The sequence below is a fragment of the Sulfurovum iocasae genome, from assembly GCF_047716765.1.
Classification (GTDB): Bacteria; Campylobacterota; Campylobacteria; order Campylobacterales; family Sulfurovaceae; genus Sulfurovum.
Genome location: NZ_CP180410.1, coordinates 2,043,582 through 2,068,288 on the forward strand (window position 1 = coordinate 2,043,582; position 24,707 = coordinate 2,068,288).

The following is a 24,707-nucleotide window of genomic DNA, read 5'->3' on the forward strand; positions in this document are numbered from 1 at the left end:
TTTATTATTTCCAATAGGTAGTAAGTCGTACATTCCATCCCTTACGCCATCTCTCTTCCCCTCTAGCAGGAGGAGAGTTCTTAATGCGTCTTGAGAGCATGGCTTTGGCTGACATAGCAAAGGCTTTAAGCTTGTTTGGCTCTTTAGGATCCATGTGTTCAAGTACTTGAAGTAGTCCCCAGCCTTGCCCTTTGTAACGTTCGCTTTTAAGTGTACCTTCACCTTTGAAGTTAGTATAGTCAAGTAGGACATAGAGACCTCTTTCATTTACTGAACCATCTTTGTTATGCATCACTTCATAAAAACGTTTCTTGATAAGTGCCTGTTTTTTAGGGTCATCTATAGTTTCCAACATTTGAGGAAGTGCTTGGCTAAGACGTTGTGCCATGAACTCTGCTTGTTCAGGCATCGTTGCTTTGAGAAAAGCAAATAATTCTGTATGCTTTTTACTATGTGCTTTTTTAGCTGCATAAAACTCAGCTTTGGAGTTCCAAGGCAGTGATGTTTTAGAGTTGAGCCAAGAAGGCATCTTTACACCTTTTTTCTCCATAAATGCCACAACCATAGGAAACACTTCTCTAAAACGTTCTGTATGCCCTTTAGAGAACCAGATGAAGTGACCTATACCTACTGAAGCGAAATCCTCTCCATCATTCCAGTGGACTAAGTATTTGTCAAGACCAGCCCCTTCATTTTGCCATACTTTTTTAGCGATGTAGTTAGCTTGTTTGTCGGTGAGTTTGATCTCTGAAGAAAAAAGTGTTGACAAAAACAAAATAAAAAATAAAATAACTCTCATAAATGCTCCGTTAATCATATCAATGTATAGTTTCAATTATACTATATAAACTAGGAAACTTTGAATGCTTTACAAAAAAATCTCTATCTTAAGTCTACTTATCTTTTTATCTACAAATTATCTACTGGCAGAGACAAAAACTATAGATTTAGACGATCTCAATGGCAACTGGCATCTACGCGTTATGGATGGGATGGAAGTACGAAAAGCCAGAGCCATCTTGGACTTTGACACAAAGAAGATGAAAATCAATGGCTTTGACGGATGTAACCGTATCTCAGGTATATTGAAAAAAAACAGTAACGCAAACATGAGCTCACAACTTGCCTCAACAAGAATGGCATGCAGAGGGTCTATACAAAGTTATGTAAGTAAGAGATTACATGAGACAGTAAGTGAAGGTTTTAGCATCACTGAAGCTAAAAGATATGGCGTAAATGGCATCACCATTAAGAGTCCAAGTCATAATCTCTTTTTTAAGAGAATGGGGGATTAAAGGCTAAGTGCTATCATAAAACTATTTTAAACTTAATAATTTCATTTTAGTTTGCTTTAGATTTGGTTGAATGGGTTTTGTGTAGTGAAGAAGCTTACTAATAGTAAGTGACTGAACGGAGCAAAGCCCATTCAACCAAAGATGAAGTAAAGATAGTATGAAATTAGACGAAACTTGGAGCGTCATTGGCAAAGAGTATTAGGTCTCCTACAGTAGTCTGCTCTACAAGCATCTCTTCCATCTCCGCTTTAGACGCAAGCTTCACTAACTTATCTGGATCTATATGTTCTTTAAAGATGGCATAGTTCAGATCACCGGTAACAACCACTACATCAAACACTTCATCAGCTTTTTTAGCCACTTGAACATTCAACTCATCATCTACCTCAACAAGCCCCGGGGTAATAACAACTTTACGCCCTTTATAAGTACTTGCCAAGTCAAATGAAGCCATCATACCATCGATGTTTCCGTTGAAACTGTCATCAAGTATGACTTTCCCTCCTGCATCGATACGTTGCAGTCTATGGTCAACCGCTTTAAGTGTAGAGAGTCCCTCTTGTATCTGTTCATCACTGAGTCCCAGTGTTTTAGCTACTAACACTGCAGCAGCTAAATTCATAGCATTAAACGCACCCAGGATACTTGCAGAGTATCGTACACCATCAAGAGTAAAACTTGTTGCATCCAGTGTAGCTTCCACATTTTCTATAACATACTTTGGTGCGGGTACATTCATTTTAATATCTAAGTTCGTATTTTCACCAAAAGTATGTATATTTGACTCAGGTTTCACCATGGCACTCTCATGTATCCACGCCTCTTTGAGTCTATTTGTTTGGAGTATCTCCATCTTGGTATTACGGATGTTTTCCATCGTTTTAAAGTACTCTATATGTGCAGGGCCTATCTTTCCTACTACAACATAGTGAGGGTTTACAAACGTAGTGATCTCAGCAATGTCACCCTCACCTCTCGCACCCATCTCAACAACATAAACTTCTGTATCTTCAGGCAAGTCATCGTTGACATCTTTCATCACACCGCCAAGTGTGTTGACAGAACGTGGTGTAGCGTAAGTTTTGTACTTGGCTTTAAGAAGATGCTCCACATAATTTTTGATACTCGTTTTACCATAACTCGCTGTGATCCCCACAACCGTCAGCTTCTCCATAGATTCTATCTTCTTTTCTGCTTTCACTTTAAAACCGTTAAAAAGCATCATTTCGATGAATAGTGAAATAAAGTACGCTAAAAAGAGTGGGATAACCACCGTAAAATGTCCAAATGTTACAGCGATAAAAATAGCAAAGAGAAGCATCGCGGCAAAGAAACGTTTCACTCTTCCTGTAAACACCAATGGTTTATCAAGCCCTTTGTACCATTGGAACAGTAAAGCCAAGTATGCGATGACAACAACAAAACCATAGTCACTTGTGTAGCTTACAAGCATATAGAGTGCAAACGGTATTAAGAAGTAAACAAAATGCCACCACGTTTTAGTATGGTGAAAAAGTACACGATTTAACTTATAGCTGTACCATTGTAAGTTCGTGATGAAATAGTAGCCCATAGCTAAAATAAAAAGTGCATAAAAAAGAGAATTGATCAGTTGTATCATTTTGTAATATCCTTGTTATTAAAATCTCATGAATGATAAGCAAAGCTCACCATTCACTCAGTCACTAAAGCTTCGCCTTTGGCGAGATACATTGTTCAGTAATGGTCTGTGCAATGAAAGCACTATGCTTTAAAAAAAAGAAGTGATCTCCATCTAAAGGGTAGAACTCAGAGTTCTCTATAAGTCCGGCTATCTTCTCACCTGTATAGAGTGGTGTTGCTGTATCTTCTTTACCCCAGAAACAAAGTGCTCTACTCTGACTTTTTGCAAATGAAGCTTCAAAGTCTTCATCCACTACATTTTTAAAAGTCTCATACATTTCATGGCTCATCCCTTGAGCATCCGGAGCCACAAAAAGTTCACGTATCTTTTTCATACCCAGAGGTTTAAGCAGTTTAAATGTAGCGATCTTGATCTTCACTGACCATGGCTTTACCGTAACAACACCCGCAGAAGAGAGAAGCACTAAACAAGGAGTGTCAAGCAATGTTGACACCTTACCACCAAAGGAGTGTCCCATGGCTATGGTTGCACGCACACCAAGCTCATCTAAAAAAAGTTTTACAATGTTTGCATAGTCTTCAGTAGTGAGTATCATCTCATTGGTACTTTTACCAAAACCCGGCATATCCAGGTAGATGTGTTTATACTCCGGTAGTGTCTTAGCAAAGGCCTGTTTCATGATCTCTTTATTGCTTCCCCATCCATGTAATACGAGAAGTACCGGCTCTTGTGCAGGGTTCACTAATTCATAAGAGAGTTGGAAAGGTTGTTCTTTATAGGTTATCTCTTTAGATGCCATGTTTCACCGTTTATTTTAAATTGGATTATTTTAACATATTAATCGAGATATTTATCTTCTTTCATCGATTTCTCTTCAATATACTCTCTGTAGAGCATTGCCAAACCTAAAGTGACTATGACAATAACAGCAGCCGTAATACTGATCTTGACAAAGGTAGCCCATGGAACTACTGTCATCCATAGTTGTATCAAGGCAAATATTGCATACAATACCAACACAACCCCTGTGATCACACTTGCCAATTTCATTGCATTCATTTTTTATCCCTTTTGAGTATTACCACATACCCTTCTCTTTTAAAAAGAAGTAACATCCTACGAATATCTTTCTCCATCGTAACCACTTCCCAACCATCTTGGGCATTGGCATTAAGGAATTCAGAGAAACGTACAGGATTGACCTTGGACTGACCCAAAAGAAGTGAACCAAGCATCCCCTCTTGATAGATCACTGCTTTATATTCTGTCATATGCTATACCTTATAAATTAATGCAATAATTTTATCATAAAGGGACTATTTGTTGGCTTCATATATCATCCAACACTATACCTCTGCATTTTTCTTATGGTATAATAAAAAAATGTTAGAAAGGAAGCAACCATGTTGAAAGATTTAATTTATATAGGATTGGGAGGTGCTCTCCTGGCCAAAGAAAAAGTTGAAAAAGAGCTCAGTGAATTGGTTGAAAAAGGAAAGCTGAATAAGGAAGAAGCGCAGAATTTCATTGACAAAGCCAAAGTCAAAGGTGAAGAAGAGGAAAAAGAGTTCAAAGCACATCTTAAAGAAGTGATCAAAGAAGCACTTGATGAGATGGGTGTGGCCACCAAAGAGGATATCAAGGCACTTACAAAAGAGATGAAAAAGTAACCCATTGCGACTCTCAAACTATTCACCCGGTCGGATTTGGCGGGTTTTTGTCTTCCTTATGACTATTTTTTTGCTGATCAAGCATAAAGAACGTTTTCTTTTTTTTCGGCCTCAATCACCTGAAGCACTTAAAATAAGTATCAATGAACTCGGTGCAAGTTTCATTAAGCTGGCGCAGGTATTGGCAACCAGAGCCGATCTATTTGACGATGTTTATCTCAAAGAACTACGCTCTTTGCATGATGAGATCCCTCCCATGTCATCAGAGGATTTCCAGAAAGTCTATCAAAGTGCCTTTCCCAATAAAGAGCCTTTTAAGCGTTTTGAAAAAACACCTATTGCCAGTGCTTCCATTGGAGAAGTACATGAGGCCTGGCTAAAAAGCGGTGAGCATGTAGCCGTAAAACTAAGACGTTACCAAATCGTTCCCCAGGTTCGTGCCGATATCCGTATCCTCACATTTTTCAACCGTATCTTCAGGCCACTCTTTTCGCACTATACCAAAAACTCCATGGACGCACTGATCGCCGAATTTACCGATATGATCCTCAAAGAAGTAAGCTTTCAACAAGAGCTTTCCAATCTGAAGAGTTTTTCCGCCACTTATCAAAAGAGCGGTATTGTTTTTCCCAAACCCTATGAAACATATTGTAGTGATGATGCGATCGTAATGAGTTTTGAAGAGGGAATGCGTTTTGATGACAGGGAAGCCCTATTGGAAAATCAGATCGATTTTTATGCGACAATGGAGAAGCTGATCGTTTTCTATACTGAGCAGATGCTTCTCAATGGTTATTTCCATGCCGATCCCCATCCCGGGAATCTTCTGATCCGAAAAGACGGGACTCTGGTACTGCTGGATTTTGGTATGGTCAAACGTATCAGCAATCCCTCACGTATCGCGATCATTGAGATGGTCAAGTCGGCACATGAGCAGGATTTTGAACTTTATATCTCCAGCTGCAAGCGTCTGGGAGTTATCGCCTATGAGGCACCGCAGGATCAGATGACCGAACTGGCACAGCGAATGTTTGACATCTTTGGTGACGATACACTCGATGCAATAAGTATGCAGGAGCTTGCCTTTAGTGTCATGGCTTCGATGCGCGATTTTCCTTTCAAACTCCCGCAGGAGGCTGTATATATTCTGAGAGCCTCTGCCATTATCGAAGGTCTTGGAACTACCTATATCGATAATTTTAATGGTGTCAAGGATATTCTGCCTATTCTCCAAAAAAATATCCCCAGAGCTTTAGGTGCTGACAACGGCATACTTGAAGCACTGGCTGACGAGATGGGATCGCTTCCTTTGACGCTCAGACAGGTACGTACAAGCATACAGAAGATCAGTGAAGATGAAATACGGGTACATCTCAGTGAGAGACAGATAGAGTGGCTGGAAAGCCGCATCGGAAACCGTATCAGTGCATTCAAGAGTTCTTTAATTCTTATTTTACTTGCTTTTTTTCTACTGGCTTTGGATCCATCGTTGAAGCTCTATGCCATAGTTATTTTTGCAGTGGGAGCAATCAGACTACTCTATAAATAGCAATAAGTTTTTGAAAATAATTACAGAAGAATTGTTCTTCATTTGCATACAGTTAACTTATCTATATTATTATGCGCTTAGAAGAGCATTTGGGGATATTTTCTTTCCTTTGAAACAATTTTAAACCCCAAAACTTAGAACAGTTTCCTCCTTTTAGTCGCCAGGTGCTCTTTCACGTTCATGATTCTAAGTAAATACCAAAACTATCAACCATCTGGTGCGACACACCTTGAATAGTTGACTGTATGAATTATAAACGATCATTAGATCACCTCTTGGCGATAAATATCAAAGAAAGAATAAAAATGCATCACACAACAAAACATCTCGCAATAAAAAATCTCGTAGAGAACAGTAAATTTCAAAATTTTATCATGGGTATTATCATTCTCAATGGTATTACAATGGGCTTTGAGACATCAAAAAGCTTTGCCACAGATTACTATACCTTCTTTGAGTTGTTTAATCTGTTTGTTGTCACTGTCTTTACCATAGAGATCACTTTAAGGATCTATGTACACAAAGCATCATTTTTCAGAGATCCATGGTCACTATTTGATTTTACCATTGTTGCGATCTCCCTGGTTCCTGCAAGTGCAGGATTCGAGATCTTTAGGGTTTTAAGAGTATTAAGGCTATTCAGACTTATAACGGTTGTACCGCAAATGAGGAAGATCATCACTGCTTTATTGAGTGTGATCCCAGGTATTGCTTCTATTGCAGGACTGCTGACACTCTTTTTCTATATCTTTGCCATTATGTCGACACAACTGTTTGGCGAAAAGTTTCCTGAGTGGTTCGGAACACTGGGTGAGTCCTTTTATACACTGTTTCAAATTATGACACTGGAATCCTGGTCTATGGGAATTGTGCGTCCTATCATGGAAGTTTATCCACTTGCCTGGATATTTTTTGTTCCATTTATTTTCCTAGCTACCTTTATTATTGTTAATCTTATTATCGCTATTGTTGTAGATGCTATGAATGAGATGAATGCTAACGAGGAAGAACATATCATTGAAGAATTTCACGCAGGTGAAGATACAGCAAAGTTAGAAATTCAAAAGTTACGAAATGATATAAAAGAGCTCAAAGAGTTGATAGTGTCCAGATAGAACCCACGGGCGACTTACCGATTCGCCCTCAAGTTATCACTGAGTCTCCACATATCATTCTCTTCCACTATTTTTCCTATTTCTATACCGTACGACATACTTCTCCAACTCTACAAGGAAGAGCACGGAAGATGCGACCAATATAATACGCAACCATATAGTAAAGTCAATCGCTGTGGTGCCAAATAGAGCTTGCATTGGTGCAAGATAGGTAAAACCAAGCTGGAGTATGATGAGTATAGCAATGGCTATCAGTACATAACGGTTACCGGCTACTCCTTCCCAGTTCAAGATCGAGTCTGTAATATAACGAGAGTTGAACAGATAAAAAATTTCGAACATGATCAGTGTATTTACAGCCACAGTTCGTGCATGTTCGATACTGACACCTTGCTCCATCTCCCAAAGAAAAAGTCCGAATGTCCCACCCATCAGAATAATTGAGACATAAGCAACACGCCAAATAAGATAAGATGTCAGTATAGGTTCATGGGCATCGCGTGGGGGTCGTTGCATTACATTTGGTTCGGATGGTTCAAATGCCAATGATAGTGCCAACGTAACTGCTGTCACCATATTTACCCAGAGTATCTGCACTGGTATTAATGGCATCTGATGAAAACCAAATGCGATGGCAGCAAGAATGATCAATGCCTCACCACCATTCGTCGGAAGGATGAACAAAATAGCCTTTTTGAGGTTATCATAGACAGTACGCCCTTCTTCTACGGCGTGAGTAATTGAGGCAAAATTATCATCTGCCAGTACCATTTCAGCAGCTTCTTTTGCGGCTTCTGTACCATTGTGTCCCATAGCAGTACCTACATCAGCACGCTTCAAAGCCGGTGCATCGTTCACACCATCACCTGTCATTGCTATGATCAAACCATGCCCCTGTAATAATCTTACTAAACGAAGTTTATGTTCAGGATTGACACGTGCATAGATATCAACGTCTAACACGCGTTGGCGTAAGACCTCTTCACTCATCAGTTCAAGTTCTTCTCCAGTAAGCACATCATCGGTATTAACAAGTTTCAGTTGCTGGGCGATAGCACGTGCAGTTGCACCGTGATCACCTGTGATCATTTTCACTCTAATACCCGCCCTGTCACAAATATTCACTGCTTCAACAGCTTCCTCTCGAGGTGGATCGATCAAGCCAAGCATGCCCAAGATGATCAGGTCATTCTCCAGGTCAGAAAATTCAAGTTCCGTCTGTTTAGGATTTGCCGGCTTGAAGGCGATGGCTAATACACGCTGTCCTTGCGCTGCCAACTCTTCAATACGATCCAGCCAATAATTCTTATCCAAAGGTTGATCACCATTGACACTTCTCTGATAAGCACACATCTCTAAGATCTGTTCAGGGGCTCCTTTGAGAAAGATGAAACTATCACCAATATGATCATGGTGAAGCGTTGCCATAAAACGGTGCTCCGATTCAAAAGGGATAAGATCGGTACGAGGGTACTGTTTAACTTCAGTCTCAGTATCCAGTCCTGCCTTTAAACCAGCCACCAGCAAAGCCCCTTCCATCGGGTCACCATGGACAAGCCATTTACTGTTTTTTTGTTCCATCGATGCATCATTGCAAAGCATCGCAGCCCGGGCCACCTCCTGTAAGAGTGGTCTTTCTTCCGGAAGCACATCCCTGTCCGACAAAGATATCGCACCATGGGGATCGTAGCCTGTACCACTTAGTTCAAAGAGATCAGTGGCAGTAGCGATCGTACGTACAGTCATTTCATTGCGGGTCAAGGTACCTGTTTTATCTGAACAGATCACCGTTACTGCTCCCAGTGTTTCAACGGCTGGCAATTTACGAATAATCGCATTACGGCTTGCCATACGCTGTACACCGATTGCAAGTGTAATAGTCATAATGGCAGGTAGTCCTTCAGGAATGGCGGCCACTGCCAGACTTACAGCAGCAAGGAACATTTCAGCAGCAGCATAATCCCTGACAAGTAAGCCAAACGCGAAGGTAATGAGGGCAATACCCAAAATAGCTACCGTAAGCCAACGGCCAAACTGGGCCATTTGACGCAGCAGAGGAGTTGTCACTGATTCCACTTCTGATACAAGGCTGCTGATACGACCGATTTGTGTTTGTGCACCAGTCCCTATAACCATACCGCTACCTTGACCATGCGTAACAATAGTACCCGAATAAGCCATGCAGCGTCGATCGCCTATGACACTCTCCTTTGCAACAGGATCTGTGATCTTTTCTACTGCCATCGACTCACCTGTCAGTGCCGACTCCTGAATTTGAAGTCCCTTGACACGGAACAGTCTCAAGTCTGCGGGTACCTTATCACCAGACTGCAGTATGACGATATCACCAGGCACTAAATCTTCTGCCTCGATCGTTATCTGTCGGCCATCACGCATCACCATTGCATGAGGAGAAAGCATCTGTCGTATGGCTCTCAAAGCATTTTCAGCCTTGCCCTCCTGTACAAATCCGATCACTGCGTTGAGAAGAACCACAGCGAGAATTACACCAGCATCGACCCAATGCCCCAGTACAGCTGTAACAATACCTGCAGCAAGCAACACATAGATCAGTATATTATGGAATTGATACATAAAGCGTACAAAAGGACCACGCGTCTTTGGCTCAGGAAGCTGATTTGGTCCATACTGATCAAATCTCTTCTCTACCTCTTCTTCAGAAAGACCACCTGCTGATGTTTCAAGTAGAGTGAAGGTTGATTCTGTGCTTTTAGCGTGCCAATTTTCTGATATCAAAACCGAAGCACTTGATTGAGTATTCATCTGGACACCTTTCTCTTATCTAAAATCGTTTACAGGACCTACTGCAGATAAGCCAGTACGTTATCCCCAAAGCCAAGATAACCGCTGCCGTACCAAGGACAAAAAGAGGTGTTATCTCTCCAAAGTCAAAGATGATAACTTTACGTGAGATTGCCATCAGCGCGGTTGCAACGACCAGCCTGACCGGTATAACGTTGGTTTTGAGATAGAGCGTAATATTTATAAAAATTTCTATGGCGATCAATACCGCAAGGAAGGCACCAAAGGTTGCCAGGATGTCGCTAATACTTAAAAGTAAAAATGGTGGCGAAACGAGACGTTGATACAAAACATAAACAACATCACCGATACCCCAGACAATGACTACGACCATTAAAGCCGCCAACACTTTTACTGCCACACGTATAATCTTGTGGAGAAATTCTATAAACGGATCTTCTACCCTATCTGCCAATTCATGGCCAGGTTCTTCAAAAGAATCATTTTCGTTTTCATTACTCATCTAACTGCTCCTCTCTTTAACAACGATAATTTTATTACACTACTTCTCTTATGCAATGCACATACCCTCTATTAAAAATTATATCACAAATAGCTGTTTAACTGTTATTTAGCTGTAAGCTCATTAATGTGTTTATGATAGCATTGGATAAGGGAGGAGGAGTATTATGAAAAAAATCAATCAGATATTAGTTGCCATTGACAGGTCAGCCATGGCAGCAGAGGCACTTAAACGTGCCATTTCCATTGCAAAGGAAAAAGATGCACAACTTATTATTATGCATGTGATCGAACCTTCTTTTGTAGAGTCACCATTTGTACACGCCATAGATGAGGATGCAATAAAAAAACAGCTCATAGAGCAGATAGATCAGCTCAATAGTGAGGCTGATCTTAAGTATATACTCTTTGTTGAATCTGGTTCATCAGCAGCTTCTATCACACTCAAAGCACAAAAGACCAAAGCTGACCTGCTCGTTATCGGTACGCATGGGAAGGATGATATCAAGAGCAACTATTTTGGATCTACAACATTAAAGATTATCCAAAATACACATATCCCGGTACTGATCGTTAAAAATGAAACCAAGAACATGTATGAAAAGATGCTTGCTCCGACAAATCTGTCTGATTACTCCAAAGAGAGTATCTTATTTGCCAACATACTTTTCAATACACCTTCCATGAAGTATCTCTATGCTTTTGTGACTGTTGATGAGTTACAAGCTTTGAGGTATCGTATCAGTAGTGAACAGAAGGACCAATTTAAAGAAGAATTACTTTCGGATGCAAAAACAGCATTAGAAATATTCATAAAAAAAATTGGAGAGGGAGAGATGGCATTAATCGGTTATAGAGCATCGATCAATGAAGATCTCTTGGAATATATTATCAAAGACAAGTCTGATCTACTTGTATTGGGTTCTAAAGGTGTAGGTAACCTAAATTCATTTGTTTTTGGGTCAACCGCATCCTATTTAGTACAAAGTTCTCCTATTGATGTGCTTGTATATGTTCCTGCATCAACATGATCGACTTAATGCAAAAACAGGCAAACAGGAGATAATGTTCCACTAATACATAGTTGACCATGGAGAATAGAATGATCCATTTCATAAAAGTCCATTCTGAGCAACAGATAGCAGATGTCACATATCTTGCCCGGGAAATATGGCAAGAGCACTATGTGTCCATCGTCGGGCAGCAGCAGATAGATTACATGTTGGAGAAGTTCCAATGCGAACAAGCGATCGCTAAACAACTTACTAACGGATACGAATACTACTCTGTTACCTATAATGGGCGTAGCATAGGCTATATGGCTGCTACTTCAAACATGAGTGATACATCACTCATGATAAGCAAAATATATGTACGGAAGTCAGACCGTAGCTGTGGGTTAGGAAAACAGATGTTGGAGTTTGTGGAAGAACTATGCCGACAACGAAGAATCAAGAAAATCTGGCTGACCGTAAACAAGAACAACAGGCATTCCATAGAGTGGTACTCCCGAATGGGCTTCATAAACAATGGACCGATTGTTCAGGATATTGGGGGTGGTTTTGTAATGGACGACTTCAAGATGGAGAAAGTCATTGGATCACAAACTCCTACAATCGATGTACTGAAAGCCTCGCATGAGGAGTGACGTTATTTAAAGAAATAAAAGACATTAAATAAATAGTGTTAATCGAATTTCTTATTCTATAAAAATGAAAACCTTATAATATTATATATTTTATAAGGTTTTCTACCCAGATCAAACCCTAAAAGATCTGACTATCCACCTGTCAGTACTCCAAACATTACAATGATGGTGATACTGCTGGCAACAAGGGTGGCAAAGATCAACTTGGAAGCCAGTTTTGCATCACAGCCGTAGGTTTTGGCAAATACTACTGTCAACAGGGCTGAAGGCATTGCAGCTTCCAGTATGAGTACTTGCAGTTGCCAATCCTGCAGATCCATAGCCAGTGTTGGTACCCAGACTATCAGTGGTTTGAGGATCAGTTTGATCAAGACCGAGAACAGCACCAACCATACGATCACACGCATACCCGAAAAGTGCAGCAGTACACCGACCGTCATTGCCACCAAAAAGGTATTTGCTGAAGAGAGCACTTCCAGAAAGTGAAATATCGGGGTGATCAGCATCCCCTCAACTGGTAGTTGAAGTGTCGACCAGAGTACCCCTGCAACGAGAGAGAAGAAGAGCGGTGATTTGAAAAAACTCGTAGTGGCCAGGAGCCTTCCTTTGCTATCCAGGTCAGACTTGCCGTAATAGATGGCAACCATCGTACCAACCGTAAAGAGAACAGGGACAAGTCCGACTTCGGAGATGATCACCGCTTCCGTCATCGCATCAACACTACCTGGAAATACCTGCGAAATCAACACATACCCCAAAAACGAAGAACTGCCAAATGCCGACGTCAGCATAAAAGCACCCATTTGGGCATTTTCAAGACGCAGCCTTTTGCCTACTGCCCATGCCAGGACCAGAGATATCAACTCAGCGGCTATCATTAAAAGGGCCAGCAAGACATACTCCGGGTAGATAGTCGCATGCGACAGTGAAGAAAACACAAGTGCGGGCAACGTCACGTGGGTCACCAGGTCGGCAAAAAGCTTCCCTTGCTCCTCTTTGATAAGACCTACACTCCTCAGCAGTACAGCGATCAGAATAACACCCATCAAAATCACGATTGATATAACTATTTTTCCATACATATCCACTGGTTCTCTCCTTTTTTATGTCCGACTCAGCACACTTTGCCTGTTTATATTTTCTATTTGGCGATCAATCCCTTCTCGTAGCATTCCAGATCAAACTCAAACACAACTTTCGGATCGTAAATAAGATTTTCCTCAATTTTCCCTGGGTAGTCTACATGACTCAAAAAATGTTTGATGATATTGATGCGTGCGGTTTTCTTGTTGTCACTGTGAACGATCCGCCACGGGGCATAGACAAAATCGGTTTTGTCTAACATCATATCCCTCGCCTCTGAATAAGCATCCCACATCTTCTGAGCTTTTGCATCGATGGGGCTGAGCTTCCACTGCTTCAGAGGATCGTCTTTGCGTGCCAGGAGCCGTTTTTCCTGCTCCTGCCGGGATATATCCAGATAGTATTTGAAAAAGATCATATCCGAATGGGTCAGCAAATGTTCAAAACTGCCGACCTCTTCCATAAAATTCCGGTATTCGCTGTCGTTACAAAAGCCCATTACCCGTTCGACTCCGGCGCGGTTGTACCAGCTGCGGTTGAAAAACATGATCTCGCCGCCCACTGGCAGATGCGGTACATATCGCTGAAAATACCAGGCGCTTCTGTCCCTGTCCGAAGGTTTTCCAAGCGCTACCGTCCTGGCATCCCGGGGGCTCAGGTGCTCCGTAAAGCGTTTGATGATCCCGTCTTTGCCTGCTGCATCCCTTCCTTCGAATACAATACAAACCTTTTTCCCTTTGTCAATGACATTTTTCTGGAACTTGACCAGTTCCACCTGGAGTTCGTAGAGTTCTTTTTTGTAAGTTTTTCCATTCATCAGATTACCTCACCCCTCATTTTTTGCGGCAAGAATGCAGTACTAACTTCTTGCACACAATTTTAAAATTAACCTTTTTGCTTCTATACAAAATTATACCAAATTAAACCCTAGGAGTCTGTTGGACTCATCTGATTGAAGTAAAACATTCAGGTTTTGAGGCAAATAACCGTAGCTATTTTCTGCTATAAGTGTAAGGTTGACCTATAAGTTTTAGCTTCTTTGTTGGCTTTGAGGTGCAGCGTTTTTCGATCGAGTTTACCGGTGGCAGTTTTGGGTAGCTGATTCATCACTTTCCAGCGACCGGGTACTTTGTAGGCTGCGAGATGGCTTGCTACCCAGGCTTTCAGATTTAGTATATCTGATTGCTTGGCATCTGCTTCCCACTCGATGTACGCTTCTAAAATGGCACCATAGTGTGCATCAGCAATACCTACAACACAACTCTCCTTGACGTCAGGATAGGAGTCTATGATATCTTCAACTTCATGGGGACCGATATTTGATCCCCCATGGATGATGATCTCCCGTTTACGCTCCAAAAAAGTATAAAAACCATCCTTATCACAAGAGGCGATATCGCCTCCATAGAGACAGCCATCACGTAAGGTTTCAGCTGTATGCTCTGGATCTTCCCAGTATCCTCTCATGACACTATCGCTTCGTACAATGATTTCACCTGCCTCACCGGGGGCAACATCGTTACCATCAGGATCAACTAAACGGACTGTTACACCCTCAGCAGGTTGACCGATGGTGCCATTTCGTTTCGGACCGGAGGGACGATTGGAGAGAAAGCCCTCGCATTCGGTCATACCAAAGGCTTGAAGCAAGTCATATCCCATGCGCTTTTTGAAGCGCTGATAGAGGTCATGCGAGCATTCATCACCGGCAACGAAACATGCCTTGAGTGAACTCAAATCACTTTTTTCCGATAGGGGGCTTTCCAGTATTTCCAGCAGCATAGTCGGTAACATCAATGTAGTATTGACTCGATAGCGTTCTATAGCTTCAATCAGCTTATCCGCCTCAAGTTCAGGCTCAAGAATAAGAGTAGACCCCATGAGAAAGGTCGGTAGCGCAATACCTGAGAGCCCTGCGATGTAACCCACCCCGGTTGAAGCCAGCAAAATGGTTTCAGGAGTGATCTCTTTGGTGGCGACTTGAATCTGCGCATTCCCCAGTAGTGAAAAGTGTGTATGGGTGACACCTTTGGGGCGCGATGTACTCCCTGATGTATAGAAGATAACGGCGGGATCATCTGGATGGACTCGTGGCCACTTATGACCCGTCGGGGCATGGGTCATATGGTGATGCAGGGACTCTGCATGTTGTTCAGACTCATCGACATGAACAACGATTTTCTGCAGAGATAAGACGCTCTGGTCGATGTTTTTTGTGATGTCAGAGAAGATTTTATCGATGATGAGCAATCGGCATTCACTATGCTCCAAAGCATATTCGATCTCCTGTCTCTGGTACCTGGTATTGACCGGAACCACGATAGCACCTATCCGAAAGCATGCAAAGTAGAGAAAAAGCATCTCCGGACGGTTGGGGAACATTAATCCCACTCTGTCTCCGCGCCTGATCCCCAGTCCAAGCATCATCCGTGCAGCTTTATCGATGTCATCATAGAATGCCCCATATCTGATGGATTGGCTTCCAAAGCAGATCGCTGTTTTTTCTGGATGATTTTTGGCATGGTATTGGATCAATTCATCGAGGATTTGAGATTTATTTGCATTCATTGATGCTCCTTAAAGGAATTGGTAATCATTATTCTATATCATGCCTATCGTTACCAGTATAGGCAGGCGCAAACAGTGCAAACACAGTACTGGCTATATTTTTGTTACTCTCTTCAGTTGATCATGTTATGTTCTGATAAACTTTATCAGGACAAATCACTTTTATAGACAATTATGTATGATCATAGTTATTTCATTGCAACCAACTATGAACAAGAGAGCTATAGTAATTGATACTTGAAAAAATTATTTTTCACATAATCACTTTCTTTTTCAAAGATGTTCTTAATTTATAATAACACTTTAAGCCTGAACTATTTCTTTATGTGCGTAATCAGTTAATTTTTATATATTTTATAGTTCAACTAATAATTATGTTAAAATTACAGTAAGTTGATATGAAAAATAAGGAACCTAAAATGTTAACTCAAATATTGGCAAATACTATATCTCCAATTGTCCTGATCTCGGGTGTAGGAATACTTCTTATGGTGATAAGTAATAGAATTACACATGTGATTGATAGAACTAGGCAGTTAGCTTTATATTTGGATAAAGAAGAGGGCACAAAGCTCTCTACACTTCAGGGTGAGATCAAAATAATGATGCAAAGAGCACATATACTTCGTATATCAATAATCTCACTTTGTATGAGCATACTTTCTAGCAGTCTTCTCTTGATCTGTGTATTGCTGGAGGCTTTTGATGATGGTGTGTATCATTATGCAGGTTCTTTTCTGTTAATTGTGTCGGTAGTTGGGATTGCCATTGCCACGGCAGCATTACTTATAGATGTTGTAAATTCACTTCGTGCTTTAAAAATGGATATAGAGGAGAGAGTATTATAATATTATACGAGTTTCTGTCTGCTTGAAAGCGGTTTGAAAATTGAGGATAGGTAGAGAGTCAGACGATACTGAAGTTCTACATAATGTTGATACTTATGAAATAGGAAGGAGATATTTTGACTAAACTGTTTATCATGATCTTAAGCTTTCTCGCCGGGATCGCTTCAAGCACACAGGGACTCTATAACGGCTACTGGAAAGATAGCATTGACCTGAAAACTATATTACTGGTGAATTCGTTGGTGGTTTTTGCTTCTGTGGTGTTCTTTTATATCATTACGGCGGAAGACGGCTTGAAACTCCCTCTGGAGAAGATGGGTCCCTCCATCCTTATCGGCGGCGTCTGCGGCTTTTTCGTCATTATGGTGTTTGCCATCGCCTTTCCCGCCATCGGAGCAACGGCGACGTCGCTGCTCTTCGTCTTTGGCTTGCTGATCGCATCACTCTTTTATGATCATATCAGTGCGCTGAATCTCGTTGCGAAGAGCATCACTTTGCAGAAAATTTCCGGTGTTCTCCTGGTGTTGGTGGGAGCCTATATTACCCTGAGGAGTCCGACATGAATCTTGTTGGTCAAAACATTGTCCGTGTCGATGCAGCATCCAAAGCTGACGGAACATTGCGATATACAGATGATCTAGACTTTGATGGTCTTTATGGTGCTATTGTACGTTCAACCATTACACATGGGAATATCCTTTCCATTAGCTTTAATAAGACATTCGATTTTTCAGATTTTGTGATCGCCGACTATAGGGATATCGAGGGTAAAAATGCCAATGTTATATTGACCGATGATCAGCCTTTTTTGGCCCAAACAAGAGTCAGGTTTATCGGGGAACCAATTTTACTGCTTGCGCATCGGTCCAAAAAAATGCTTGAAGAAGCCATAAAGCATATCGATATCGAGTATGAACCTTTGGAACCTGTGTTGACGATGCAAGAATCACTTGATCGTAAAAACATTCTTTATGGTGACGATAATATCTTCAAAACTATCCGTACAGTCAAAGGCATAGAGCCTGATTATAAGAGTCTAAAAAGTCTGGAAAAGAACTATACTACACCGCATCAAGAACAGCTCTATATGGAGACACAGAGTATGATCGCACGCTACAAAGATGGCGTCGTCAAGATCATCGGCTCGATGCAGTGTCCTTTTTATGTAGAGTCTGCTTTGTTTGAGCTGACCGGAGAGAAGATCGAGGTTGAGCAGGCACCGACCGGCGGTGCTTTTGGCGGTAAAGAGGATTACCCTTCCTTGATGGCAGCCTATGTCTATTTGTTGAGTAAAAAAGCAAAAGAGGATGTGAAGATCGTTTATGATCGTGCAGAAGATATCGCTTTTACCACCAAGCGCCACCCCTCCGTATTACGCTATAAAAGCCATTTTGATGAAACCGGAAAACTGCATGCCCTGCATATAGAGATCCAAATAGACGGTGGTGCTTACGTGACACTGACTCCTGTGGTTTTGGCTCGGGCGGTGCTGCATGTTGCCGGTTTTTATGATTGTGAGTATATTAAGGTAGATGCCTATGCATTTGCAACCAACACACCGCCAAATGGTGCCTTTAGAGGTTTTGGAGCACCTCAGGCTATCTTTGGCATTGAGCGGCATATGGATGATATTGCCCGATATTTGGGTATCTCACCGATGGAAGTACGACAGAGAAATCTGCCTCACAGCCATTCGGTAAGTGTTACAGGTGCAAAAATCGATGAATATGCAAGGTTACGAACCCTGTTTGAAACCACAAGGAAAGCGAGCAATTTTGATGAAAAATATAGTGCTGATATCCCTAATAGGGGCATAGGCATGGCACTTTTTATGCATGGCGGCGGTTTTACGGGGTCGGGAGAGACACTTTTGGCTTCGGAAGTATGGTTGGACCTTAAGAGTGACGGTATGGTTGAGATCAGGATCGGCAGTGTAGAGATGGGACAGGGAACTCTAACGGCATTGCCGCAGATGGTAGCCGAAGTGCTGGAACTTCCACTCACAATGATCCGTTATCATCTTCCCAATACTGCTAAAGTTGCCGATAGCGGACCTACCGTAGCTTCACGTACCGTGATGATCGTTGGAGAACTTTTAGTACAAGCAGCAGGCTCACTTAAGAAGGTTCTTGGTCCGTACAGTAACCAGTCAGAATATCTTGAAGCAGTCAGAGTTTATCTGAAAAATACTGCAGAGAATCGCTTTCGAGCCACCTATCAAAAACCCGACACTGTCCAATGGGATGAGGAGCATTTTTACGGCAATGGGTATGATGGCTACTCTTTGGGCTGTTATGTCGCTGAAGTAGAAGTGGATTCCATCGACTACAGGGTGCGAGTTAGCAACTTTTACGCCTACAATGATGTTGGAAAAGTGATTAATCCTATGTTGGCTGAAGGGCAAATAGAGGGTGGTATCGCGCAGGGAATCGGGTATGCGCTGTATGAGAGAGTGGTCCATAAAGACGGCAAGGTTAAAAACAACCGTCTAAGTGATTATATTGTGCCTCTGGCTGCAGATCTGCCAAAACTGCATATCGCTTTTCTCAACAGGGATGAACCGGCAAAAGGGCTTGGCGAGCTTCCCATGGACGGCCCTGCCGCCGCGGTCGCCAATGCCCTTACCCATGCACTTGACACAGCTTTTGATGACCTAACCATTACCCCTGAAATAGTGGAGGAAAAATGCAGATAACATGTAATATAAACAGTAAACTTTGCCGCTTTGAATGTGAACCGGACCAACGTGCTCTTGATGTTCTTAGAGAGATGGGTATGCTCTCCGTAAAAGAAGGATGCGGCGAAGGAGAGTGCGGCGCGTGCAGCATCTTTTTTAACGGTAAATTGATCAACTCCTGCCTGCTGCTCACACCTCAGATGCAAGATGCCAAAATAGTAACCTTGGAAGGCTTGCAAAAAGAGACAGAAACAATACGTAAAAACTTTGCCAAAGAGGGTGCGGTGCAGTGCGGTTTTTGTACACCGGGATTTATCATGCGAGCTTATGACTACATTGAACAAGGCGGCAGCAAAGATGAAAAGAGTTTAAAAGAGGCATTGGATGGTAATGTATGCCGTTGTACCGGTTATCAGAAGATTGTAGAAGCCATTTTAAAGAGTATGTCATGATGTACCTTAGAGCCAAAGATCTTGATGATGCAATGAAGTTGATCGCAGAACATCCTGATTTTCTATTGATGTGCGGAAGTACCGATGTAGCAGTACAGTTAAAAAAGCAAAAAAACGTCAACGGCATCATAGATATCAGCACCTTGAATGAACTTCAGTATATTAAAATAGCATCCAACACCATAGATATCGGGGCATTGACTACCATTACTGATATTTTAGAGAGTACTGAGGTACAGACACATCTTCCACTACTCATAGCTGCAGCGGAAGTTTTTGCTTCCCATCAGATCCGAAATCTGGCGACACTCGGCGGCAATATTGCCAATGCCTCTCCGGCAGCGGATCTTACTGCTGCGTTATTGGCACTTAATGCCACCATCATCCTGGGTTCACAGGAAGGAGAAAGAGTAATAGACCTTGAAGATCTTTTTTGTGGCTATAAATGTACGAAATTAGACCATGAAATGATACTTGGCATTACCATTCCTTTGCAAGAGCACCTATGGTATTACAGAAAGACGGGGGCACGGGAACGGTTGAATATCGCAAAAGTAAGTTTGGCTGTGATAAAAAACAGTGAAGGTTACTGTATCAGCGGTGCATCACTTAATCCTTACGCTTTGCGCTTTACTCATGTGGAAAATTTACTGAACAGCGGTGATTTCAATGATGAAAAAATTAAAGAGGCGTTAGAACTGGATATCTCTCCATCAGGCTCTTTGCGTTCGACAAAAGCGTATCGCATGCGGGTTGCATTCAATATGATCAAAGAAGCGCTCTTAAAGTTGGCAGCGTGATCACAGTGGTCTTGCTTGCTGCGGGAAAATCGAGCCGGACCTCTACAGTGAAACAGCTTTATCCGGTTAAAGGAGAGTATCTCATCAATATCCAGATTAGAAAGCTTCATGCTTATGGCTTTGATGTTGCAGTAGTTTTGGGACATGAATATAAGAAAATTCGTACTGTTCTCGATAACAGTGTGACGATAGTACATAATGAAAATTATGAAGAAGGGATGTTCTCTTCGGTAAAAAAAGTTTTTGAGACGTTGGATGAAGAGCAGCTTATCTTCTGTCATATTGATCGACCTATACCGGATCTGGCCGTATTTGAAGCACTTTTACAAAGTGAAAAGGCGATATCCGTTGCTTTTTATCAAGGAGAAAAAGCACCTCCGATCCGTATAAAATCCTCGATGAAAAAGCACTTATTGAACTCCAATCTAAAGCGTCTTGATCACTGGATTGCAGCGGAAGACGATGTGGATTATTTGGAGGTTGATGATCCAAAAGTGCATTACAATGCGAATACGGATGAAACATTAAAAAGGTATTTTGATGAATAACACTATCTTAATTACCTCCTTTTCGACATGGAAATCGCATCATACCTCGAACTCATCAGATGACCTACTGCATCTGCTTAGTGAAAGAGAACTTGGCCCGTTCAATTTTTTAAGAAATATTCCTGTTAATTTTGAGTTGGCACCCCAACATGTTCTTAGCAGATTTGATGAGCTTCGACCTAAAGTGTTGATCTGTTGCGGCATGGCGGAAGAACGTACAAAACTCAATATAGAGTCCAGAGCCGTTCTTAACGAACAGATCCTGCAAAGCAGTGTGGATTTGGACAAATTGGCCGCTGATCTACTGATGACAGAGATCAGCCATGACGCAGGAGAGTTTGTCTGTAATACACTCTACTACAAGACACTCGAACATCTATCTTCGCAAGAGGAGAGTTATCACTCTATTTTTGTTCACGTTCCGGTGATTACAGAGGAGAACAAGAGTCTTCTTGTAGCAGATTTTATATCGATCATAGAACGGTTATCTGTAATGTCATTTGAGTAATAAAAAGGAAAGCCATGTTATATCAAATCTTAAAAGATACGAGCGAACGACTCCCCAACAAGATTGCAGCAGTCTATGATGACAGAGAGTATACATACCATGAATTGCTTCTTTTAACTGACCGTATGGCAAACGCTCTTTTGAGGCTTGGCATGAAAAAAGGTGATCGGCTTGCGTTTTATTTGTATAACTGCCCGGAGATCATCATCTGCTATTTTGCCTGCTTTAAGATCGGCGTTACGGTTATCCCCATCAATTACCGCCTCAAAGAGGATGAGGCCCACTACATCATCGACCATAGCAAACCAAGAGTTTTGATCAGTCAGAAGAGTCTGTTTTCCCAAATCGCCGATAATATACCTGCGTTGTCGAGTGTAGAGCGCAGCTATCTAATTGACTCTGAGGGGGAGTTTGCCGATACCTTACTTTTTTCAGATCTGATGAATCCAGTAGAAAGTCCAACGGCTTATGCTGAAATTCCGGGTAAAACAGAGGCTGCTGTCTTGTATACTTCCGGAACGACAGGGAAACCAAAAGGTGCAGTGCTGGCACATGACCAGATGATGACCCACACTGTCGGTCACTGTAAGTTGGTAAATTATCAACCTCAGGATAGAACATTGGTATGTCTGGCACTCTCTAACAACTTTGCATTCAGTCATCAAATGCTTTCTTCTCTTTATACTGGTGCAACATTGGAGATCAATGCTGCTTTTGATCCAGATGAAGTTTTGGAAAAGATCGAAAGAAGTGGTGTCACCATGCTCTATATGATGCCGGTTATGTTTCATGCGCTCAACAAACAAGCAGCAGTGAAAAACCTTCCTATCCCAAATCATTTGCGTCTGGCTATCGTTGCAGGTGATACTACCCCTTTTGTGGTACTGAACCGGTTTAAGGAAATATTTGGCCTGGAGATGTGTGAAGGGATCGGCATGACTGAAACACAGATATATACACTTAATCCTTTAGGTAAGGGGAAAAAGAAAGGCTCTGTCGGACTGCCCGTCGGCTATACGGAAGTTGCTATTCAGGATGATCAGGGTTATCCATTACCGGTGGGTAAAATCGGGGAGATTGCAGTAAAGGGCGAGATTGTTATGCGAAGCTATCTAAACAACCCAAAAGTCACAGCGGAGAGTTTTCGCAACGGATGGTTTCTGACCGGTGATCTTGGTTATTTTGATGATGACAGCTATCTGTGGTTCAGGGGACGCAGAAAACAGCTGATCCTCCATGACGGATCCAATATTTCACCCCAGGAAGTTGAAGAGGTTTTCTATCACCATCCGGCTGTTTTTGAAGTCGGTGTCATCGGTGCACCGGATAAATTTGAAGGAGAGATGGTGCATGCTTTTGTAGCACTGAAGCCCGAAGCCGAGACTGTCAGTGAAGAGGAACTACTGGCGTTTGCGAAAGAGCATCTTGCTGACTACAAGCTGCCCGAAAGCATCACTTTTATCGATGCACTGCCCAAGGGTGCAACGGGAAAAATAGACCGTAAACTGCTAAAGAAATATGATAAAAGTTGATGAGCTACTGTTTTTTCAACAATAGTAAAGCTGCTTCCGTCATTGCCTCGATACCGGTTGTGATGGTGGCTTCGGGAGGAGGGGCAAAGTAGGGGGAATGTAAGGGCGGCAGTGAAATGCCTTCCTGTTTTGCCTTCGCATATGTTGCAGGATCGGTAGCACCCAGTCTGAACATCAAAGAGGGGATACGCGGTTCTACTCGGCCATACCGGGCAAAATCTTCACCGACCATTGAGGGTTGAATGTCTTTAACCTGTTCGCGGCCCAACTGCTTTTTAAAATGTTCATGAATCCGTTGCGATAGAACAGGATCATTGTAAACTGCCGGTGTGTATTTCTCTTTTACATGCACTTTCGGTAGCTTATCCTCCGGCATACCGAATGATCGGGCCTGATTTTCTGCGATCCGCTTAATAGACGTCAGCACTTTTTTTCTAGTCTCTTCGGCATAGGTGCGTACGGTGAGCTGTAGGTCTACCTGTTCAGGGATAATATTGCGCTTTGTTCCGCCGTGAATGGTACCGACGGTCACAACGGCTGCATCTTGGGGTGATAGTTCACGCGATACGATGCTCTGAAGTGCAATGACGATATGTGCCGCCAGGAGAACAGGATCTTTGGTAGAAGCCGGCAGGGCACCGTGTCCGCCCTTCCCAAACACGTGGATATCGACTGAATCTACATTGGCAAAACCGTATCCTGAAAGCACTGCCACCGTCCCTGTTGGCAGTCCGGGGTCTACATGCAGGGCAAGATTGAAATTTGGCCGTTCAAAGCGCTCAAACAGCCCGTCTTCGAGCATCAGACGAGAACCGGCACCCCGCTCCTCAGCCGGCTCGGCGATCATCATCAGGGTACCGGACCACTGCGCTTTCAAACGAGCCATCATACGGGCCGTTCCGGTAAAAACAGACATATGGGCATCATGTCCGCAGGCATGCATCACCGGTGAAGTTTGACCATTATCGTGTTCATGGATCTTTGTACTGGCATAGGGCAAATCTGTTTTTTCTTTGATCGGCAAGGCATCCATATCGGTCCGGATCATCACCGTCGGTCCCTCACCGTTGCGCATCAGGGCAACCAGACCGTATCCACCTACACTTTCCGTGACTTTAAAACCTGTTTCACGAAGCTCTTTTGCAAGGCGCTCGGCGGTTTTCTGCTCATGAAAGGAGAGTTCCGGATGGCTGTGAAGATGTGTATACAGCTTATGAATATATGGATAATCCTCGTTAATTGCATTTTTGAGCGTATCATCGGCACTACTCTGCATAAAAGCCGACAAAATCAAAATAAAGAGGAGCATAAATCTTGTTGCTTTGCAGAGCCCTGTTTTATGCGAAAATCCCTCAGTTAAATAAACTTTCATTATACCCATTTTTGTCATTATATCCCTCGCAAATTTATTTTGATTCTTTCTTTATTCTATCGAAAAAGAGACAAAAAACAAAACTTCAATATCCGTCAATATCCGTCACTATCTGTTAAGGGTAATTTACATA

25 protein-coding genes are annotated in these 24,707 nt (G+C 42.2%); 14 read left to right on the forward strand and 11 right to left on the reverse strand.

What is annotated here, in order from left to right; translation table 11 throughout:
- Positions 1-4: 4 nt before the first annotated feature.
- Entirely contained in the window at positions 5-799 is a 795-nt protein-coding gene (locus tag ACLHDG_RS10120; RefSeq protein ID WP_415406111.1) for a hypothetical protein, read from the reverse strand.
- 64 nt (positions 800-863) lie between these two features.
- Here ACLHDG_RS10120 and ACLHDG_RS10125 point away from each other — a divergent pair, with 64 nt between their 5' ends.
- Positions 864-1,295 carry an META domain-containing protein gene (locus ACLHDG_RS10125; RefSeq protein ID WP_415406112.1) on the forward strand — a complete coding sequence of 144 codons (432 nt, stop codon included), beginning with the start codon at positions 864-866 and terminating at the stop codon, positions 1,293-1,295.
- 163 nt (positions 1,296-1,458) lie between these two features.
- Here ACLHDG_RS10125 and ACLHDG_RS10130 read toward each other — a convergent pair whose 3' ends face one another.
- The 4 genes from ACLHDG_RS10130 to ACLHDG_RS10145 form a co-directional block, all read right to left on the reverse strand.
- Positions 1,459-2,916 (reverse strand): Mur ligase family protein, encoded by a 1,458-nt coding sequence (locus ACLHDG_RS10130; RefSeq protein WP_415406113.1) that lies wholly within the window; start codon positions 2,914-2,916, stop codon positions 1,459-1,461.
- Between the two features lie 64 nt (positions 2,917-2,980).
- The gene (locus tag ACLHDG_RS10135) at positions 2,981-3,718 is read right to left on the reverse strand and encodes an alpha/beta fold hydrolase (protein ID WP_415406114.1); all 738 of its coding nucleotides are present in this window, start codon (positions 3,716-3,718) and stop codon (positions 2,981-2,983) included.
- A 38-nt stretch (positions 3,719-3,756) separates the two neighbouring features.
- Positions 3,757-3,978 carry a hypothetical protein gene (locus ACLHDG_RS10140; RefSeq protein WP_415406115.1) on the reverse strand — a complete coding sequence of 74 codons (222 nt, stop codon included), beginning with the start codon at positions 3,976-3,978 and terminating at the stop codon, positions 3,757-3,759.
- Entirely contained in the window at positions 3,975-4,190 is a 216-nt protein-coding gene (locus tag ACLHDG_RS10145; protein WP_415406116.1) for a DUF4177 domain-containing protein, read from the reverse strand. Before ACLHDG_RS10145 ends, ACLHDG_RS10140 begins: the two co-directional genes overlap by 4 nt.
- Before the next feature lie 132 nt (positions 4,191-4,322).
- On the opposite strand from ACLHDG_RS10145, the gene ACLHDG_RS10150 reads away from it, so the two are divergent.
- The 3 genes from ACLHDG_RS10150 (at position 4,323) to ACLHDG_RS10160 (ending at position 7,253) form a co-directional block, all read left to right on the forward strand.
- On the forward strand, positions 4,323-4,589 hold the full coding sequence (locus ACLHDG_RS10150; protein WP_415406117.1) for a phasin family protein: 267 nt from the start codon (positions 4,323-4,325) through the stop codon (positions 4,587-4,589).
- A 58-nt stretch (positions 4,590-4,647) separates the two neighbouring features.
- On the forward strand, positions 4,648-6,138 hold the full coding sequence (locus tag ACLHDG_RS10155) for an ABC1 kinase family protein (protein ID WP_415406118.1): 1,491 nt from the start codon (positions 4,648-4,650) through the stop codon (positions 6,136-6,138).
- 305 nt (positions 6,139-6,443) lie between these two features.
- The gene (locus ACLHDG_RS10160) at positions 6,444-7,253 is read left to right on the forward strand and encodes an ion transporter (RefSeq protein ID WP_415406119.1); all 810 of its coding nucleotides are present in this window, start codon (positions 6,444-6,446) and stop codon (positions 7,251-7,253) included.
- Positions 7,254-7,307: 54 nt separating this feature from the next.
- Here ACLHDG_RS10160 and ACLHDG_RS10165 read toward each other — a convergent pair whose 3' ends face one another.
- Together ACLHDG_RS10165 and ACLHDG_RS10170 are read right to left on the reverse strand one after the other, a co-directional pair.
- A complete protein-coding gene (locus ACLHDG_RS10165) occupies positions 7,308-10,037 on the reverse strand; it encodes a cation-transporting P-type ATPase (RefSeq protein ID WP_415406120.1) in 2,730 nt (909 codons plus the stop codon).
- A gap of 19 nt (positions 10,038-10,056) precedes the next feature.
- Complete coding sequence (locus ACLHDG_RS10170; RefSeq protein WP_415406121.1) at positions 10,057-10,539, reverse strand: phosphate-starvation-inducible PsiE family protein; 483 nt, start codon at positions 10,537-10,539, stop codon at positions 10,057-10,059.
- A gap of 166 nt (positions 10,540-10,705) precedes the next feature.
- Between ACLHDG_RS10170 and ACLHDG_RS10175 the strand changes: the two genes are divergently transcribed.
- Both ACLHDG_RS10175 and ACLHDG_RS10180 read left to right on the forward strand, forming a co-directional pair.
- The gene (locus tag ACLHDG_RS10175) at positions 10,706-11,569 is read left to right on the forward strand and encodes a universal stress protein (protein WP_415406122.1); all 864 of its coding nucleotides are present in this window, start codon (positions 10,706-10,708) and stop codon (positions 11,567-11,569) included.
- A 71-nt stretch (positions 11,570-11,640) separates the two neighbouring features.
- Positions 11,641-12,186, forward strand: a complete 546-nt coding sequence (locus ACLHDG_RS10180; protein ID WP_415406123.1) for a GNAT family N-acetyltransferase — start codon at positions 11,641-11,643, stop codon at positions 12,184-12,186.
- A gap of 131 nt (positions 12,187-12,317) precedes the next feature.
- Here ACLHDG_RS10180 and ACLHDG_RS10185 read toward each other — a convergent pair whose 3' ends face one another.
- The 3 genes from ACLHDG_RS10185 to ACLHDG_RS10195 form a co-directional block, all read right to left on the reverse strand.
- Positions 12,318-13,268, reverse strand: coding sequence for an AEC family transporter (locus tag ACLHDG_RS10185; protein WP_415406124.1), 951 nt, complete (start codon positions 13,266-13,268; stop codon positions 12,318-12,320).
- Between the two features lie 59 nt (positions 13,269-13,327).
- On the reverse strand, positions 13,328-14,086 hold the full coding sequence (gene ppk2, locus ACLHDG_RS10190) for a polyphosphate kinase 2 (RefSeq protein WP_415406125.1): 759 nt from the start codon (positions 14,084-14,086) through the stop codon (positions 13,328-13,330).
- A gap of 185 nt (positions 14,087-14,271) precedes the next feature.
- Complete coding sequence (locus ACLHDG_RS10195; protein WP_415406126.1) at positions 14,272-15,837, reverse strand: class I adenylate-forming enzyme family protein; 1,566 nt, start codon at positions 15,835-15,837, stop codon at positions 14,272-14,274.
- Between the two features lie 419 nt (positions 15,838-16,256).
- Here ACLHDG_RS10195 and ACLHDG_RS10200 point away from each other — a divergent pair, with 419 nt between their 5' ends.
- From ACLHDG_RS10200 to ACLHDG_RS10235, 8 genes are all read left to right on the forward strand, one after another.
- Positions 16,257-16,685, forward strand: coding sequence for a DUF2721 domain-containing protein (locus ACLHDG_RS10200; RefSeq protein WP_415406127.1), 429 nt, complete (start codon positions 16,257-16,259; stop codon positions 16,683-16,685).
- Positions 16,686-16,801: 116 nt separating this feature from the next.
- The gene (locus tag ACLHDG_RS10205; RefSeq protein WP_415406128.1) at positions 16,802-17,248 is read left to right on the forward strand and encodes a DMT family transporter; all 447 of its coding nucleotides are present in this window, start codon (positions 16,802-16,804) and stop codon (positions 17,246-17,248) included.
- Positions 17,245-19,380 (forward strand): xanthine dehydrogenase family protein molybdopterin-binding subunit, encoded by a 2,136-nt coding sequence (locus ACLHDG_RS10210; protein WP_415406129.1) that lies wholly within the window; start codon positions 17,245-17,247, stop codon positions 19,378-19,380. Before ACLHDG_RS10205 ends, ACLHDG_RS10210 begins: the two co-directional genes overlap by 4 nt.
- On the forward strand, positions 19,371-19,814 hold the full coding sequence (locus ACLHDG_RS10215) for a (2Fe-2S)-binding protein (protein WP_415406130.1): 444 nt from the start codon (positions 19,371-19,373) through the stop codon (positions 19,812-19,814). Before ACLHDG_RS10210 ends, ACLHDG_RS10215 begins: the two co-directional genes overlap by 10 nt.
- Positions 19,811-20,614 carry an FAD binding domain-containing protein gene (locus tag ACLHDG_RS10220; RefSeq protein WP_415406131.1) on the forward strand — a complete coding sequence of 268 codons (804 nt, stop codon included), beginning with the start codon at positions 19,811-19,813 and terminating at the stop codon, positions 20,612-20,614. The genes ACLHDG_RS10215 and ACLHDG_RS10220 overlap by 4 nt, the downstream gene beginning before the upstream one ends.
- Entirely contained in the window at positions 20,611-21,162 is a 552-nt protein-coding gene (locus ACLHDG_RS10225; RefSeq protein WP_415406132.1) for a nucleotidyltransferase family protein, read from the forward strand. Before ACLHDG_RS10220 ends, ACLHDG_RS10225 begins: the two co-directional genes overlap by 4 nt.
- The gene (locus tag ACLHDG_RS10230) at positions 21,155-21,670 is read left to right on the forward strand and encodes a peptidase C15 (RefSeq protein WP_415406133.1); all 516 of its coding nucleotides are present in this window, start codon (positions 21,155-21,157) and stop codon (positions 21,668-21,670) included. The genes ACLHDG_RS10225 and ACLHDG_RS10230 overlap by 8 nt, the downstream gene beginning before the upstream one ends.
- Before the next feature lie 14 nt (positions 21,671-21,684).
- Positions 21,685-23,202: a class I adenylate-forming enzyme family protein gene (locus ACLHDG_RS10235; protein WP_415406134.1), complete on the forward strand. Its 1,518-nt coding sequence runs from the start codon at positions 21,685-21,687 to the stop codon at positions 23,200-23,202.
- 4 nt (positions 23,203-23,206) lie between these two features.
- Here ACLHDG_RS10235 and ACLHDG_RS10240 read toward each other — a convergent pair whose 3' ends face one another.
- Positions 23,207-24,592 (reverse strand): amidohydrolase, encoded by a 1,386-nt coding sequence (locus ACLHDG_RS10240; RefSeq protein WP_415406135.1) that lies wholly within the window; start codon positions 24,590-24,592, stop codon positions 23,207-23,209.
- Between the last annotated feature and the right edge of the window lie 115 nt (positions 24,593-24,707).

Bases quoted from the DNA above. Each gene is read 5' to 3' on its own strand.
- ACLHDG_RS10120 (WP_415406111.1), bottom strand. From the start codon at position 799: ATGAGAGTTATTTTATTTTTTATTTTGTTTTTGTCAACACTTTTTTCT.
- ACLHDG_RS10125 (WP_415406112.1), top strand. From the start codon at position 864: ATGCTTTACAAAAAAATCTCTATCTTAAGTCTACTTATCTTTTTATCT.
- ACLHDG_RS10130 (WP_415406113.1), bottom strand. From the start codon at position 2,916: ATGATACAACTGATCAATTCTCTTTTTTATGCACTTTTTATTTTAGCT.
- ACLHDG_RS10135 (WP_415406114.1), bottom strand. From the start codon at position 3,718: ATGGCATCTAAAGAGATAACCTATAAAGAACAACCTTTCCAACTCTCT.
- ACLHDG_RS10140 (WP_415406115.1), bottom strand. From the start codon at position 3,978: ATGAATGCAATGAAATTGGCAAGTGTGATCACAGGGGTTGTGTTGGTA.
- ACLHDG_RS10145 (WP_415406116.1), bottom strand. From the start codon at position 4,190: ATGACAGAATATAAAGCAGTGATCTATCAAGAGGGGATGCTTGGTTCA.
- ACLHDG_RS10150 (WP_415406117.1), top strand. From the start codon at position 4,323: ATGTTGAAAGATTTAATTTATATAGGATTGGGAGGTGCTCTCCTGGCC.
- ACLHDG_RS10155 (WP_415406118.1), top strand. From the start codon at position 4,648: ATGACTATTTTTTTGCTGATCAAGCATAAAGAACGTTTTCTTTTTTTT.
- ACLHDG_RS10160 (WP_415406119.1), top strand. From the start codon at position 6,444: ATGCATCACACAACAAAACATCTCGCAATAAAAAATCTCGTAGAGAAC.
- ACLHDG_RS10165 (WP_415406120.1), bottom strand. From the start codon at position 10,037: ATGAATACTCAATCAAGTGCTTCGGTTTTGATATCAGAAAATTGGCAC.
- ACLHDG_RS10170 (WP_415406121.1), bottom strand. From the start codon at position 10,539: ATGAGTAATGAAAACGAAAATGATTCTTTTGAAGAACCTGGCCATGAA.
- ACLHDG_RS10175 (WP_415406122.1), top strand. From the start codon at position 10,706: ATGAAAAAAATCAATCAGATATTAGTTGCCATTGACAGGTCAGCCATG.
- ACLHDG_RS10180 (WP_415406123.1), top strand. From the start codon at position 11,641: ATGATCCATTTCATAAAAGTCCATTCTGAGCAACAGATAGCAGATGTC.
- ACLHDG_RS10185 (WP_415406124.1), bottom strand. From the start codon at position 13,268: ATGTATGGAAAAATAGTTATATCAATCGTGATTTTGATGGGTGTTATT.
- ppk2 (WP_415406125.1), bottom strand. From the start codon at position 14,086: ATGAATGGAAAAACTTACAAAAAAGAACTCTACGAACTCCAGGTGGAA.
- ACLHDG_RS10195 (WP_415406126.1), bottom strand. From the start codon at position 15,837: ATGAATGCAAATAAATCTCAAATCCTCGATGAATTGATCCAATACCAT.
- ACLHDG_RS10200 (WP_415406127.1), top strand. From the start codon at position 16,257: ATGTTAACTCAAATATTGGCAAATACTATATCTCCAATTGTCCTGATC.
- ACLHDG_RS10210 (WP_415406129.1), top strand. From the start codon at position 17,245: ATGAATCTTGTTGGTCAAAACATTGTCCGTGTCGATGCAGCATCCAAA.
- ACLHDG_RS10215 (WP_415406130.1), top strand. From the start codon at position 19,371: ATGCAGATAACATGTAATATAAACAGTAAACTTTGCCGCTTTGAATGT.
- ACLHDG_RS10220 (WP_415406131.1), top strand. From the start codon at position 19,811: ATGATGTACCTTAGAGCCAAAGATCTTGATGATGCAATGAAGTTGATC.
- ACLHDG_RS10230 (WP_415406133.1), top strand. From the start codon at position 21,155: ATGAATAACACTATCTTAATTACCTCCTTTTCGACATGGAAATCGCAT.
- ACLHDG_RS10235 (WP_415406134.1), top strand. From the start codon at position 21,685: ATGTTATATCAAATCTTAAAAGATACGAGCGAACGACTCCCCAACAAG.
- ACLHDG_RS10240 (WP_415406135.1), bottom strand. From the start codon at position 24,592: ATGACAAAAATGGGTATAATGAAAGTTTATTTAACTGAGGGATTTTCG.